This is a genomic window from Parvibaculum sp. (genome assembly GCF_049651025.1).
In the GTDB taxonomy this organism is placed as follows: domain Bacteria; phylum Pseudomonadota; class Alphaproteobacteria; order Parvibaculales; family Parvibaculaceae; genus Parvibaculum.
Genome location: NZ_JBASBH010000029.1, coordinates 1 through 12763, shown reverse-complemented (window position 1 = coordinate 12763; position 12763 = coordinate 1). Strand labels below are relative to the sequence as shown.

The 12763-nt window shown below is 59.8% G+C and carries 13 protein-coding genes; 6 read left to right on the top strand and 7 right to left on the bottom strand.

Features of this window, described 5'->3' with window-relative positions; translation table 11 throughout:
* Positions 1-208: 208 nt before the first annotated feature.
* The 3 genes from WA943_RS03400 (at position 209) to WA943_RS03390 (ending at position 2772) form a co-directional block, all read left to right on the top strand.
* On the top strand, positions 209-1411 hold the full coding sequence (locus WA943_RS03400) for a pyridoxal phosphate-dependent aminotransferase (RefSeq protein WP_424468435.1): 1203 nt from the start codon (positions 209-211) through the stop codon (positions 1409-1411).
* 154 nt (positions 1412-1565) lie between these two features.
* Positions 1566-2033 carry a Dps family protein gene (locus WA943_RS03395; protein ID WP_424468434.1) on the top strand — a complete coding sequence of 156 codons (468 nt, stop codon included), beginning with the start codon at positions 1566-1568 and terminating at the stop codon, positions 2031-2033.
* A 40-nt stretch (positions 2034-2073) separates the two neighbouring features.
* Positions 2074-2772 carry an HAD family hydrolase gene (locus WA943_RS03390; RefSeq protein WP_424468433.1) on the top strand — a complete coding sequence of 233 codons (699 nt, stop codon included), beginning with the start codon at positions 2074-2076 and terminating at the stop codon, positions 2770-2772.
* A gap of 126 nt (positions 2773-2898) precedes the next feature.
* On the opposite strand, the gene trxB is transcribed toward WA943_RS03390, so the two are convergent.
* Positions 2899-3867 carry a thioredoxin-disulfide reductase gene (trxB, locus tag WA943_RS03385; protein WP_424468432.1) on the bottom strand — a complete coding sequence of 323 codons (969 nt, stop codon included), beginning with the start codon at positions 3865-3867 and terminating at the stop codon, positions 2899-2901.
* A 103-nt stretch (positions 3868-3970) separates the two neighbouring features.
* Positions 3971-4576 carry a peroxiredoxin gene (locus WA943_RS03380; RefSeq protein ID WP_424468431.1) on the bottom strand — a complete coding sequence of 202 codons (606 nt, stop codon included), beginning with the start codon at positions 4574-4576 and terminating at the stop codon, positions 3971-3973.
* A gap of 284 nt (positions 4577-4860) precedes the next feature.
* Between WA943_RS03380 and WA943_RS03375 the strand changes: the two genes are divergently transcribed.
* Both WA943_RS03375 and WA943_RS03370 read left to right on the top strand, forming a co-directional pair.
* Entirely contained in the window at positions 4861-5631 is a 771-nt protein-coding gene (locus tag WA943_RS03375) for an HNH endonuclease (RefSeq protein WP_424468430.1), read from the top strand.
* The gene (locus tag WA943_RS03370; RefSeq protein WP_424468429.1) at positions 5612-5953 is read left to right on the top strand and encodes a hypothetical protein; all 342 of its coding nucleotides are present in this window, start codon (positions 5612-5614) and stop codon (positions 5951-5953) included. The genes WA943_RS03375 and WA943_RS03370 overlap by 20 nt, the downstream gene beginning before the upstream one ends.
* 177 nt (positions 5954-6130) lie before the next feature.
* Here the strand turns inward: WA943_RS03370 and WA943_RS03365 are convergent, their stop codons facing one another.
* From WA943_RS03365 to WA943_RS03355, 3 genes are read right to left on the bottom strand one after another with little or no spacing between them, the layout of a single operon-like run.
* Positions 6131-8095 carry a hypothetical protein gene (locus WA943_RS03365; RefSeq protein WP_424468428.1) on the bottom strand — a complete coding sequence of 655 codons (1965 nt, stop codon included), beginning with the start codon at positions 8093-8095 and terminating at the stop codon, positions 6131-6133.
* An 11-nt stretch (positions 8096-8106) separates the two neighbouring features.
* The gene (locus tag WA943_RS03360) at positions 8107-8754 is read right to left on the bottom strand and encodes a 2OG-Fe(II) oxygenase (protein WP_424468427.1); all 648 of its coding nucleotides are present in this window, start codon (positions 8752-8754) and stop codon (positions 8107-8109) included.
* 10 nt (positions 8755-8764) lie between these two features.
* Positions 8765-9664, bottom strand: coding sequence for a mitochondrial fission ELM1 family protein (locus tag WA943_RS03355; RefSeq protein ID WP_424468426.1), 900 nt, complete (start codon positions 9662-9664; stop codon positions 8765-8767).
* A gap of 280 nt (positions 9665-9944) precedes the next feature.
* Between WA943_RS03355 and WA943_RS03350 the strand changes: the two genes are divergently transcribed.
* Positions 9945-10430, top strand: a complete 486-nt coding sequence (locus WA943_RS03350) for an Lrp/AsnC family transcriptional regulator (protein WP_424468425.1) — start codon at positions 9945-9947, stop codon at positions 10428-10430.
* A 148-nt stretch (positions 10431-10578) separates the two neighbouring features.
* On the opposite strand, the gene greA is transcribed toward WA943_RS03350, so the two are convergent.
* Entirely contained in the window at positions 10579-11052 is a 474-nt protein-coding gene (gene greA / locus WA943_RS03345; protein WP_424468424.1) for a transcription elongation factor GreA, read from the bottom strand.
* Between the two features lie 177 nt (positions 11053-11229).
* On the bottom strand, positions 11230-12763 hold a 1534-nt coding region (gene carB / locus WA943_RS03340), incomplete at its 5' end, for a carbamoyl-phosphate synthase large subunit (protein ID WP_424468423.1).

Genomic DNA, 12763 nt, shown 5'->3' with positions numbered 1-12763 from the left:
AGTCCCGGGACGACGCAGAATTTTTGGCAGGGGCGGAGCCTTTTCGTCCCCTCTCCCCTTGGCAGGGTGGCAACGGCGCTACACGCGCCGGATTCATACCGGCTTTGAACGCCCGCGCGACCTTTTGCCTGTTATCCGGTGTTGCACGGACGCGCTGTCGGGCTTAGGTTCAGCCGCTTTTCCTAACCCTTATCGTAGAGAATGGATCATGGCCTTCCTTTCGGACTCGCTGAAGCGCATCAAGCCGTCGGCAACCATTGCCGCGACTCAGAAAGCGCGCGACCTGAAAGCCCAGGGCGTCGATGTGATCGGCCTTGGCGCAGGCGAGCCTGACTTCGACACGCCCGACAACATCAAGGCGGCGGCCATTGCTGCGATCGAGCGCGGTGAGACGAAATACACCGATGTCGGCGGCATTCCGGAGCTGAAGAAGGCGATCGCTGCGAAGTTCAAGCGCGAGAACGGGCTCGACTATACGCCCGCTCAGTGTTTCGTCGCGCCCGGCGGCAAGCCGATCATCTTCAATGCGATGGTGGCGACGCTGAACCCCGGCGACGAGGTCATCATTCCCGCGCCCTATTGGGTTTCCTATCCCGATATCGTCGAGTTGCTGGGCGGCACGCCCGTCATCGTCGAAGCGGGCATGGAGACCAACTTCAAGCTTCAGCCCGAGACGCTTGAGAAAGCGATCACGCCGAAGACGAAGTGGTTCATCTTCAACTCGCCGTCAAACCCGACGGGCGCGGCCTATACGCATGACGAATTGAAGAAGCTGACCGACGTTCTGCTTCGCCATCCGCATGTCTGGATTCTCAGCGACGACATGTATGAGCATCTGTCCTATGACGGGTTCAAGTTCGTGAGCCCGGCACAGGTGGAGCCGAAGCTTTACGAGCGGACGCTGACGATGAACGGCGTGTCGAAAGCCTATTCGATGACCGGCTGGCGTATCGGCTATTGCGCCGGGCCGCTCGAGCTCATCAAGGCCATGACGACGGTGCAGAGCCAGTCGACGTCGAACCCGACATCGATCAGCCAGTGGGCGGCGGTCGAGGCGCTGAACGGCACGCAGGATTTTATCCCGACGCGTGCGCAGAGCTTCAAGGAGCGCCGCGACCTTGTCGTGTCCATGCTCAATCAGGCGACCGGCATCAAATGCCCGACGCCTGAAGGCGCCTTCTATGTCTATCCGTCCTGCGAAGGCTGCATCGGAAAGACGACGCCCAAGGGCAAGCTCATCGGCAACGATCAGGACTTCGTCGAGGCGTTGCTGGAGGAAGAGGGTGTCGCCGTTGTGCATGGCGCAGCCTTCGGCCTGTCGCCCTTCTTCCGCATTTCCTATGCGACGTCGACGGATGCGCTGACGAAAGCCTGCGAGCGCATTCAGCGCTTCTGTGCCTCGCTTCGCTGAACACGGCTTACCGGCCGAACATTGAAAAACCCGCCACTTCGTTGGCGGGTTTTTTGTTGGCGTCGCCGCTGTGTCAATACCTTAGAATAATTATAAACTACTTGCGGCAAGCCCTGCTTTTGCCTAAAATGAAACAAGCAAAAGGAGGCTCAATATGGCGATTGATATTGGTATTTCCGAAAAGGATCGGATGGCTGTCGCGGAAGGTTTGTCGCGGGCGCTGGCCGACAACTACACGCTCTACCTCAAGACGCATAACTACCACTGGAACGTGACGGGTCCGAACTTCCCGCAGCTTCATGTGATGTTCGAGGAGCAGTATCGCGAGCTTTGGGCCGCGACCGACGTGATTGCAGAACGCTTGCGGGCAATTGGCGCCATCGCGCCGGGCACCTATGCGCAATTGTCGAAGCTCACCTCGATCCAGGAAGACAATGACGTTCCGAGCGCCAACCAGATGGTTGCCAATCTCGTGAAGGGCAACGAGCAGTTGACGAAGGTTGCGCGCGAAGTTTTCAACATTGCCGACAAGGCGGGCGATGAAGTAACCGGCGATCTGATGATCGAGCGCATGACGGCCGCCGAAAAGGCCGCCTGGATGCTTCGCAGCACCCTTGAGTGATGACACCAAGTGTCATCAAAAGTGAATTGATGAAAACGCCATGACGCCCGATAAACGCGTCATGGCGTTTCCTTTTTCATCTCCCCCGTCACTTGTAATTTTCGATTGCGATGGCGTGCTGGTCGACAGCGAGCCGGTCGCGAACCGTTTGCTCGTGCGCGTCCTTGCCGAAGACGGTTTCGACATTTCTTATGAAGAGGCGCACAGGCTTTTCGTCGGGCGCACCATGGGCGCGGTGATGAGCCATGTGGAAGCCGCGATCGGGCGTCCGCTTGGGGCCAATTGGCCCGATTACATTCGCGATGAAACGCTGAAGGCCTTTGCGCAGGGCATCGAGGCGGTGCCGGGCGTCGAACCTGTGTTGCGCACACTGCAGGCGCGTTGCATTCCCTTCTGCGTCGCCTCGTCGGGCAAGTTCGAAAAGATGCGCTTCACGCTTGGCAGCTCCGGGCTTCTGCCGCTCGTCGAGAACGTGCTCTTCAGCGCCGAGCAAGTGGGGCGGGGCAAGCCCGCGCCGGACCTGTTCCTGTTTGCAGCGCACCAGATGGGTCATGCGCCGGAGACATGCGTCGTCATCGAGGACAGCGTGCCCGGCGTGCAGGCGGCAATCGCGGCAGGCATGCCCGTACTCGGCTTTGCCGGCGATCCGCACACGGATGCAGCCGCCCTCAAAAGCGAAGGCGCCCATGTATTCTACGACATGGGCGCCTTGGTGGATTTGATTGGGCTTGGCCACTAACTCGGATGTCGTCCCGGGACTTGTTCCCGGGACCCATGGGCCTCTCAGCGCACCGGAAGAAAGTTGGATCCCGGGAACAAGTCCCGGGATGACGTCTTCATTTGGAGTGCGTGCAGCGAAACGGCCTTATTCCGCCGCCTGCGCGTGGCTTCCTTCTTCCGCCGCCAGAAACCGTTCCGTCTCCAGCGCGGCCATGCAGCCCATGCCCGCCGCCGTCACGGCCTGACGATAAACGTCGTCGGCCACGTCGCCCGCGGCGAAGACGCCGGGGATGTTCGTTGCCGTGGCGCCCGGCACCGTCTTCAGATATCCGCCCGGCTTCATGTCGAGCTGGCCTTCGAAGAGTTCGGTCGCAGGCTTGTGGCCGATGGCGACGAAAATGCCGTGCGCGGGGATGATGCGCGTTTCGCCCGTCTTCACATTCGTCACCTTCGCGCCGGTCACGCCGCGCGGTTCCTCGTCGCCGACCACTTCGTCGATGACGCTGTCCCAGAGCACTTCGATCTTCGGATTCTTGAACAGGCGTTCCTGCAGGATCTTTTCGGCGCGGAAGTGATCGCGGCGATGGATGACCGTCACCTTCGAGGCGAAGTTCGTCAGGAACAGCGCTTCTTCGACAGCGGTATTGCCGCCGCCGACAAGCAGCACTTCCTTGTTGCGATAGAAGAACCCGTCGCAGGTTGCGCAAGCCGAAACGCCGAAGCCCTGGAAATGCTGCTCGGACGGAATGCCGAGCCACTTTGCCTGTGCGCCCGTCGCGATGATGACCGCATCGGAGGTGTAGATCGTGCCGCTGTCGCCGACGAGGCGGAAGGGGCGCTTCCCGAGGTCGGCATTGACGATCGTGTCGGCGACGATGTTGGTGCCGACATGGCGCGCCTGCGCCTCCATCTGTTCCATCAGCCAGGGGCCCTGGATCGTTTCGGCAAAGCCCGGATAGTTCTCGACGTCAGTGGTGATGGTGAGCTGGCCGCCCGGCTGGATGCCCTGAATGAGCGTCGGCTCCAGCATGGCGCGTGCGGCATAGATCGCCGCCGTATATCCGGCCGCGCCGCCGCCGATGATGATGACTTTCGAGTGCTTCGTGTCGGACATGATGCTTCCGTTGAACTGCGACTTAACAAGACCTGAGGGGGGAGACCGGGCCGCCCTCTATATATAAGCAAGGAGCGGCCCAATCTGAAGTCTTTGGCCCCGATTAGAGGGCTTCGGCGTGCTCGCCGAGATATTTGGCGACGCCCTTGGCGTCCGCGACCATGCCCTGGTCGCCCTTGTTCCAGCCGGCAGGGCAGACTTCGCCGTTTTCTTCATGGAACTGAAGAGCGTCGACCATGCGCAGCGCCTCGTCGGCATTGCGGCCGAGCGGCAGGTCGTTGACGAGCTGGTGGCGGACAATGCCCTCGCGGTCGATCAGGAAAGTGCCGCGCAGCGCGACGCCTGCATCCTCGATCAGCACGTCATAGTCGCGCGCGATCTGCTTCGTCAGGTCGGCCACCATCGGGAACTTCACCGGGCCGAGGCCGCCTTCCTTCGGGTCCGTGTTGCGCCATGCGGCGTGCGTGTACTGGCTGTCGACGCTGACGGCCACGACCTTCACGTTGAGCTTTTCAAACTGCGGAACGCGGTTCGAATAGGCGAGGATTTCCGAGGGGCAGACGAAGGTGAAATCGAGCGGATAGAAGAAAACAAGGCCGTAAGAGCCCTTCAAATGCGCCTTCAGGTTGAAATCTTCAACAATATCGCCGTTGGGAAGAACAGCGGCTGCGGTGAAATCGGGGGCGGCTTTACCGACGAGTACGCTCATAATATGGCTCCTGAACTGGACTTGGGAGGGTCTTTGGAACAACTCCAAACTGATTGTTGTTATTTAGAGACGTTCCAAAGAGATATCAAGCCCAAAGATGCTGCAGGAGCGAAGAAGAGGCGGGATGTCGCAAGGGGGAGAACAACGTACCCCGCATACGGGGAATCGGAAATAGCAGCAAAAGAGATACTGTTTGAATTAAGCGGGTACGTCGATTCGATGAAAAGTATATCGCAATGAGTTCGGACGCTAAGGCAGCGCGAATGCCATGGACAGGAGAGCAATTGAAACTCGCCTTCCATCTTTATTGCCAACTGCCATTTGGCAGATTGCATAGCCGAGCGCCCGAAATTATCGAGCTTGCCCGTCTCATCGGACGCACGCCTTCCGCTGTTGCGATGAAATTGGTGAACTTTGCAAGCCTTGATCCGGCCATTACGAGTTCAGGTCGTAGCGGATTGAAAAATGCTTCGCAGGCCGATCGGGAAACGTGGCGCGAGTTTCATGCGGACTGGGAGGGCTTGGACGCTGAGTGTGATGCGCTGACGCGAACCTTGCAATTGGAACAAGTGGTCAACAATCAGGGTCGGTCAGCGTTTGCCGAAGATGCCGCTATTTATCTCGGCGAGGAGAGAGAAGCTTTAGTAAGTGTTCGGCGGCGTCAGAATTTCTTTCGACGTTCTGTGTTGGCGAGTTACGAAAGCAAGTGCTGCATGAGCGGCGTTACGACGAACGATCTAATTGTTGCGAGTCATATTGTCCCCTGGGCATCGGACGAAAAAAACCGGCTGAATCCACACAACGGCCTTTGTCTGTCATCTATCCATGACAGGGCGTTTGATCGCGGATTGATTACGGTCATGCCCAACTTGTCGATTCGAGTATCAGATCAGATTAAGCAAGAGGGAGAGCGTACCAAGTTAGGTCGGATGCTCTCCAATCTCGAAGGTACAAAAATTCAACCGCCTCGGCGTTTCATGCCTGCGCCTGAATTTCTTCAGTGGCACAATGATGAGCGATTTGAGAAATTGAGAAATGTCCCAGACGATATTTGAATATCTTTATCGCGACGCTTCGAACTACAAGGCACATGGCATTGTCGTGCTCCTTGGGCAGATGTTGGAATCGACAAAGCAAGCGATCCGAGAGCGGTTCGATTCAGGCGAATTTTTCGTCGCTTCGCAAATTGGAGTACCTGACCTTCGGGGCGATCTTTGGAAGTGGTCTGGCGGGCAGTCAAATGAGGACGATCATCCTTGGCACGAGTTTGTAGCTTTTCGAGAAATAACGACGCCTAACGTTGACACCTCGACCGAACTGAGAACCGTCGAAGATTTTGTATTAAGTGTTTCGGCGGTTACCGGTTGGAAGGTTTAGCGCCAATCAACATCTCATTTGTTTTCTGAAAAAAGGCGGCCGCCTCGTTTTCTCGTTATTGCGAGCGTCGGCGAAGCAAGCCAGACGCTACGTATACGGAAAGGCTGGATTGCTTCGGGCCTTCAGCCCTCGCAATGACGATCTCTAAATGCTGGTCCAGCCTAGATCGTGGAACGATCAAAACCCGAACATATGATCGAGGCAGAAGCTTTCGTTGCCGTTCGTCATGCCGTGAAAGCCGAACAAACGGCATGTCGTGTCGCGGATGATGACGTAGCCTGCGCCGCCCATGGCTTCGCGCTCTTCGGCCGTGAACATTTCCGACAGACGCCAGAAGCGTGAGCCGCCGCAGGCGATTTCGATCGGCTTTTCGGCGATGGGTTTGCCTTCCGCGTCATGCAGGATGAGCAGCGTCGAGCTTTTTGCGTGCCAGGGCGTTGAGGCCGGGTAGATCAGGTGGCAGATCGTGTCGAGCCCGTCGCTGCCGAGGCGCAGGAAGAGGCGCGTCGTCAGTCCCGGCGGCTTGTTCGTATAGGACTGCGGTTCGTCTTTGTAGATGATCGCCGTATTGTAGATATGCGCGCCGAAAATCGTCTCGGCGCGGTGGCCGCTGGATTTCTGCTCGAAGCGGCCAAGCGCGTGCAGCCAGCCGTCGCCTTCGCCGCCATCGCGGAAGTCGTAGAGAAATTCCACATGTCCGTAGCCGGAGGGAAGCGTCAGCGCGGCGTCGGCGATCCATTTTTCGACATCGATCTCGACGCTGTCGCGGCGCTGGATGCGGCCGAGGAATTTCGAGGCGACGAGCTTGCCGCTGGCGTCGATCAGTTCGGCGCGGATCGGCAGTTCCTGCTGGCCGGTCGCCATGGGTGTCGGCAGCATGACGCTTTTGAATTCGCCGCGCGGCAGCACGGGCAGGGGCATGATGTAGCCCTTGCCCATATATTTTTCGAGGCCCGCAATTTCAGGATTGGGCTTCAGGTCCGTACGTTCGACATTGGCATGGGCAATGCGGCGCTGGCCGCTGGCGCGCTTCACTTCGTAACGTGGGCGGACGAAATAGCGGCCTGCCACGATCTCGATCTGGTCGGGCCATTTGGCTTGCGGCAGCAGGGCGTTGACCGAAATCGCGCGCGTTGCGAAGGGCGCGATCTCGTCTTCAAACCATGAGATGTCCTGCGCGCCCATGATGTTGAGGCCCACGGTGCGCGGCGGGATCGGCATGGGGTGCGAATTCTGGATGTAGAGCGTGACGCTTTCATCCGCGTCGCCAGCGGGCATGCCCGCATAGAAGTCGGCGGGCCAGGCATTGGCGTCATGGCTGCAAGATAGCGCCTTGCCGCCTTCGCCATACATGTCGAGCGCGTATTTGACGACGTCGTGGCCCTTGATGCGGATCGCATGGATGAAAAGCGAACCGCTGAAATCGCCAAGGCCGAAGCGGTGGCGGATTTCGGCGCTGTCGATGGCAAAGGGCGCGCCTGCGACGGGCAGCGGCTCGCGCCACTCGGCAAGCTGCGTTCCATCCTCGCCGAAAAGGCAGAGCCACAATTCGGGATTTTCCGCGCCGTGCAGCGACCAGTAATTCGCGCTTTGCACGCGCGTATGCAGATCGTCGCTTCCGTTCGTTCCCGCTGTTTCGCGCATCAGGGCGAAGTTCGTCGCGAAGTTCATCGGGTCGAGATAGTTGCCGCGATTGGTCAGCATGTCGTCAGGGATGCGCATGGCATCGAGGCTGACGATGTGCGCATCCTTCGGGAAAAGATGACGCATCGGCGCCAGCACTTTTTCCGCGTCGAAGAGCATGACGAGAATGGTTTTCGCGCCGGAGCGCGCAATCTCGCTCAAGGGCTTTGCATCGTGACCGAGCAGCGCGCTGCCCAGGTCTTCGACGCGCTGCACGTAATAGCCCGCAATGTCGATGCGCGTCAGGTCGTAATAGGCATTGAAGTTGCCGCCCGTGCCGACCGGATCGAAGATCGCGACGGGGCCTGATTGTTCAAGCTCGGCGATCAGCGCATGGCCTTTGACGGCGGAGAGGGGATGGCCCAGTGCCTTGAACAGCGTTGCGCCGCCCGCATTGTTGCCGGGACGCCAGCCATGAGCGAGGTCGGCGTTCTTGAACGTTTCGATTGCTAGCGTCATACGCGTTGAACTCAATAGGCTTCGCGCGCGGCGACGTTGCCGAACGGGTTGAGGCGCTTCAGGAACATCGTGAAACGATGGCGGCGCTGTTCATGGGCGACGACTTCGTCATCGGTTACCCAGTTCAACTGAATGGCGCGGCGCGGGCCTTCGAAGGGCTCATGGCCGTGCCAGGAATTATCGGACCGCTTGAAGACGAGCAGTGTGCCGCCATTGGGCGAGACTTCTTCTGCCGCGTCGTTGAGATCGGTGCCAGAGCGCAGGATGCGCAGGCGGCCGCCATCCTTGTCCCATTCCTGATTCATGTAGAGCAGGACGGTGATGATCTTTGATTCCGTGTCCGTATGAATTTTGCCGTTCGAGCGTGAGCAATTGCCGCGCACCGTGATCATGGTCGGGCGCGACGAGAGGTCGATGCCGAATTTTTCTTCGATGGCTTCGCGGAAGGCGGGTGCTTCCAGCTCCTTCAGCAGCTTGTCGAAGGCGCCCTTGATCGGCAATTCGCTTGGCGGAATGGAGCCGGTGGTCGAGATGGGCGGAAAGTCTGCGATGACCTTGTCGAACTGCGACGCGCGAATGAAATTCGGCACCACGAAATATTCGTAAGGGTCCGTCTTCAGCGGTGTCGCGCGCAGGGCTTCGATATCGAGCAGGCTCATGTCGGGTCCGTCAGCGTTGATTGAGGCGTTGTCTGATCGCTTCCGCGACCTCATGGGTAGCATTTAATGGCGCGTACTCCCAGCTTTCAAGACGGCCGACAAATGGTCGCGCCGCGCCTGAGGCATAGACGCCATCGAGAAATCGCCGGAACTTCGGAGCATTTCCCTCGAGTTCGATAACGTAAACGGGCTTTCCGGTGAAAGCCGCCTCGCCGACCATGTTGACAGAGTCGCAGGTGACGATGACTGCGTCAGCTTGTCCCAGAAATCCGAAATAGGGGTTGTCGCCCGTGCCGTCCCAGACGATGGCGGGCTTGTCTTTCAGCGCGTCGCGGATGATGCGGGTTTGCGCGTCGCCCGTGCGGCGCGAGGGCGTGACCATGAGGCCCGCGTGAAATTCGTCGGCAAGGTTTGCGAGTTGAGCGCCGATGCGCGCCGCTATCTGTTCGGAAAACGTATAGACCGCATTGGTGCCGCCAAGCAGCACGGCGACGCGCGGCTTTGGCAGATGCGCAACGCTCGGCGCGATGCGCGCGGCTTCGGCGGTGAGGCGCTCACGCGTCAAACGATGCGGCGAGACAAGCGTCGAAAGCACATTGGGCCCTTCGAGCCTGTCATGCGCGGGCGCCCAGACGAGATCGAAATTCGAGGGCGCGACGCGCGGGTCCTGCAGCACCACGGTGAAGGTTTTGCCCTTCGACTTGCGGCGGATCATGCGCGCGTAAGGGATCGACTGGCGGCCCGATGCGATCAGCAGGTCAGGCCAGGGGGCCTTGATGTTTGCGTCGGGCGCGGCCGGGCCATGCGGCGCGATCCAGCGCCAGGGGGCGGGCGGCGATACGCGCTTCAACTCCGCTTTCAGCCCCAGTGCTTCTGCAATGCCCAAGCCCTGCGTCTCGAAGCCGGCCATGCCGTTGGTGAGCACCCAGCAGGAAAGGTGATCAAAGCCCTCCCCCCTTGAGGGGGAGGGTTGGGAGGGGGGGACGTCCGGTAAAGAGTCTTTCGAAGAAGCCCCCCCACCCGGCTCGCTGGCGCGATCCGACCTCCCCCTCAAGGGGGGAGGCGTTTGAGATGGAGGTGAGGGCATTTCGGTCATATTCGTGCGCTATTGAGTAATTTTATTGCTGAATTATGGTTGGCTTCAGAGTAAGTAAAGCGTCCCGTTCCTCAAGTCACCACCGGATAAGCCCATGAAGCGGGTCAAGCTCGATGCTATCGACCTTCAGATATTGAACGAATTGCAGGCCAATGGACGGATCACCAATGTCGATCTGTCGCAAAAGGTTGGCATTTCCGCGCCGCCTTGTCTGCGCCGTGTGCGGGCGCTGGAAAAGGCCGGGCTCATTCACGGCTATCACGCCGATCTCAACGGTCGCGCGCTGGGCTTTGAGGTGACGGTTTTTGCGATGGTGGGGCTGCACAGCCAGGCCGAAGCCGATCTCAAGGCCTTCGAGGCGCTGGTCGGTTCATGGCCGCTTGTGCGTGAGTGCCACATGCTGAACGGCGATATCGACTTCATCCTGAAATGCGTCGCGCCGGACCTTTCGACGTTTCAGAACTTCCTCACCGGCGAGCTGACGCCTGCGCCAAACGTCGCGAGCGTGCGCACGTCGCTGACCATCCGCCAGTCGAAGCATCTGCCCGGCGTGCCGCTCGAGGCGTTGGCGGAGGAGTGATGAGGGGCAGTCGAACGCCCACTCGTCATGGCCGGGCTTGACCCGGCCATCCACGTCTTTCTTAACTGCCAAAGCCGCAAGACGAGGATACGCGGGTCAAGCCCGCGCACGACGGTAATGGTTCGGTGAGTGCGGAAAAAAGCGACGCCTACTTGTACTCGATCTTCAGGATCTCGTAGCTCTTGCCGCCGCCGGGCGTGTTCACTTCCACGCTGTCGCCGACCGATTTGCTGATCAGCGCGCGGGCGATGGGGGAGGTGACGGAGACCTTGCCCTTTTTCACGTCGCCTTCGAGTTCACCGACGATCTGGTATTTCACTTCCTCGTCGGTGTCTTCGTCGGCCAGAGTGACGATGGCGCCGAACTTCACCGTATCGCCGGAGAGTTTCGAGACGTCGATCACTTCGGCGCGGGACATCTTGTCCTCAAGCTCCAGCACGCGGCTTTCGTTGAGACCTTGCTGTTCCTTCGCGGCGTGATACTCCGCATTCTCCGACAGGTCGCCATGCGCTCGCGCTTCCGCAATCGCCTTGATGATGCGGGGGCGTTCGATGGATTTCAGAAATTTGATTTCCTCTTCCAGAGCCTTGTGGCCCTCAGAGGTCATCGGAATCCTTTCCATATCGGATCGTCTCTTTCGATTGGTCCCGTCCCGACTATAAGCCGGGTCAGGTCCGGAACTTGCCAATAAAAACCCGCCGGGGCCTTGTCAAAGGCTCCGGACGGCGGGCGATGAACCCTGATTGTGGGTTAGGGATGCGCCGAAGGTCAAACCCAGAATTTGGGTTCTGGTTCCGCCTTATTCGGCGGCGGCCACTCTAGCATAGGATTGCAGAGAAGCGACCTCTAGCTGGCCGTGACGGATGGCCTCAATGCCCAGAACAGCCGCGCGGGCGCCCGCGACGGTGGTGTAATAGGGTGTTTTCATCATAAGGGCGGCCCGGCGCAGTGACATCGAATCAGCAACCGCCTGCGCGCCTTCGGTCGTGTTGAAGACCAGGTCCACGTCGCCGTTCTTGATCGCGTCCACGATATGGGGGCGGCCTTCCAGCACCTTGTTTATGGTGCGGACGGTCACGCCCTGCTCGGTCAGGTAGCGGGCCGTGCCGCCGGTGGCGACCAGGCTGAAGCCCATTTCGAGAAGCTTTTTCGCCGGGGCGACGATCTTGTCCTTGTCGCTGTCCTTCACCGAGATGAAGACATTGCCCTCGGTCGGAACCTTCGTGCCGCCTGCAATCTGGCTCTTGGCGAAGGCGACGGCGAAGCTCTTGTCGAGGCCCATGACTTCGCCGGTCGAGCGCATTTCCGGCCCGAGCAGCGTGTCAACGCCGGGGAAGCGCGCGAAGGGGAAGACGGCTTCCTTCACTGCGACATGGTCGTAGTGGAAGGGCTTCAGGTTGAAGCTCGAAAGCGGCTCGCCCGCCATCACCTTGGCGGCGATCTTGGCGATCGACGCGCCGATCACCTTGGCGACGAAGGGCACCGTGCGCGAGGCGCGCGGGTTCACTTCAAGCACATAGATCGTGCCGTCCTGCACGGCGTATTGCACGTTCATCAGGCCGACGACATTCAGCGCCAGCGCCATGGCGCGCGTCTGCGCCTCGATCTCGGCAATGGTTTCCTTGGGCAGAGAATAGGGCGGGAGCGAGCAGGCGCTGTCGCCGGAATGGACGCCAGCTTCCTCGATATGCTCCATGATGCCGCAGACGAAAACGTCTTTGCCGTCGCAAAGCGCATCGACGTCGACTTCAATCGCGTCGCGCAGATAAAGGTCGATCAGCACCGGGCTCTTGCCGGACACGACAACGGCTTCGGTGATGTAGCGTTCCAGATGCGCCGTATCGCGGACGATTTCCATCGCGCGGCCGCCAAGCACATAAGAGGGACGGATGACGACCGGATAGCCGATGCGCTCGGCGATCACTTTCGCTTCCGCGCCGGAACGCGCAATGCCGTTCGGCGGCTGGCGCAGCTTGAGGCGGTCGAGCAGGTCCTTGAAGCGGTCGCGGTCTTCGGCAAGGTCGATCATGTCGGGCGAGGTGCCGAGGATCGGCACGCCAGCGCGTTCCAGATCGTTTGCGAGCTTCAGCGGCGTCTGTCCGCCGAACTGCACGATGACGCCTGCAAGCGTTCCCTTCGACGTTTCAACGTCGATCAGCTCCAGCACGTCTTCGGCCGTCAGCGGCTCGAAATAGAGGCGGTCGGACGTGTCGTAGTCGGTCGAGACGGTTTCCGGGTTGCAGTTGACCATGATGCTTTCGACGCCGATTTCCGCCAGCGCGAAGGCGGCATGGCAGCAGCAATAGTCGAACTCGATGCCCTGGCCAATGCGG

What these genes read in the sequence shown, in the direction of transcription:
- WA943_RS03370 (WP_424468429.1), top strand. Translation starts at nt 5,612, where the DNA reads ATGTCCCAGACGATATTTGAATATCTTTATCGCGACGCTTCGAACTAC.
- WA943_RS03400 (WP_424468435.1), top strand. Translation starts at nt 209, where the DNA reads ATGGCCTTCCTTTCGGACTCGCTGAAGCGCATCAAGCCGTCGGCAACC.
- greA (WP_424468424.1), bottom strand. Translation starts at nt 11,052, where the DNA reads ATGGAAAGGATTCCGATGACCTCTGAGGGCCACAAGGCTCTGGAAGAG.
- WA943_RS03380 (WP_424468431.1), bottom strand. Translation starts at nt 4,576, where the DNA reads ATGAGCGTACTCGTCGGTAAAGCCGCCCCCGATTTCACCGCAGCCGCT.
- trxB (WP_424468432.1), bottom strand. Translation starts at nt 3,867, where the DNA reads ATGTCCGACACGAAGCACTCGAAAGTCATCATCATCGGCGGCGGCGCG.
- WA943_RS03395 (WP_424468434.1), top strand. Translation starts at nt 1,566, where the DNA reads ATGGCGATTGATATTGGTATTTCCGAAAAGGATCGGATGGCTGTCGCG.
- WA943_RS03350 (WP_424468425.1), top strand. Translation starts at nt 9,945, where the DNA reads ATGAAGCGGGTCAAGCTCGATGCTATCGACCTTCAGATATTGAACGAA.
- WA943_RS03360 (WP_424468427.1), bottom strand. Translation starts at nt 8,754, where the DNA reads ATGAGCCTGCTCGATATCGAAGCCCTGCGCGCGACACCGCTGAAGACG.
- WA943_RS03355 (WP_424468426.1), bottom strand. Translation starts at nt 9,664, where the DNA reads ATGGCCGGCTTCGAGACGCAGGGCTTGGGCATTGCAGAAGCACTGGGG.
- WA943_RS03390 (WP_424468433.1), top strand. Translation starts at nt 2,074, where the DNA reads ATGACGCCCGATAAACGCGTCATGGCGTTTCCTTTTTCATCTCCCCCG.
- WA943_RS03365 (WP_424468428.1), bottom strand. Translation starts at nt 8,095, where the DNA reads ATGACGCTAGCAATCGAAACGTTCAAGAACGCCGACCTCGCTCATGGC.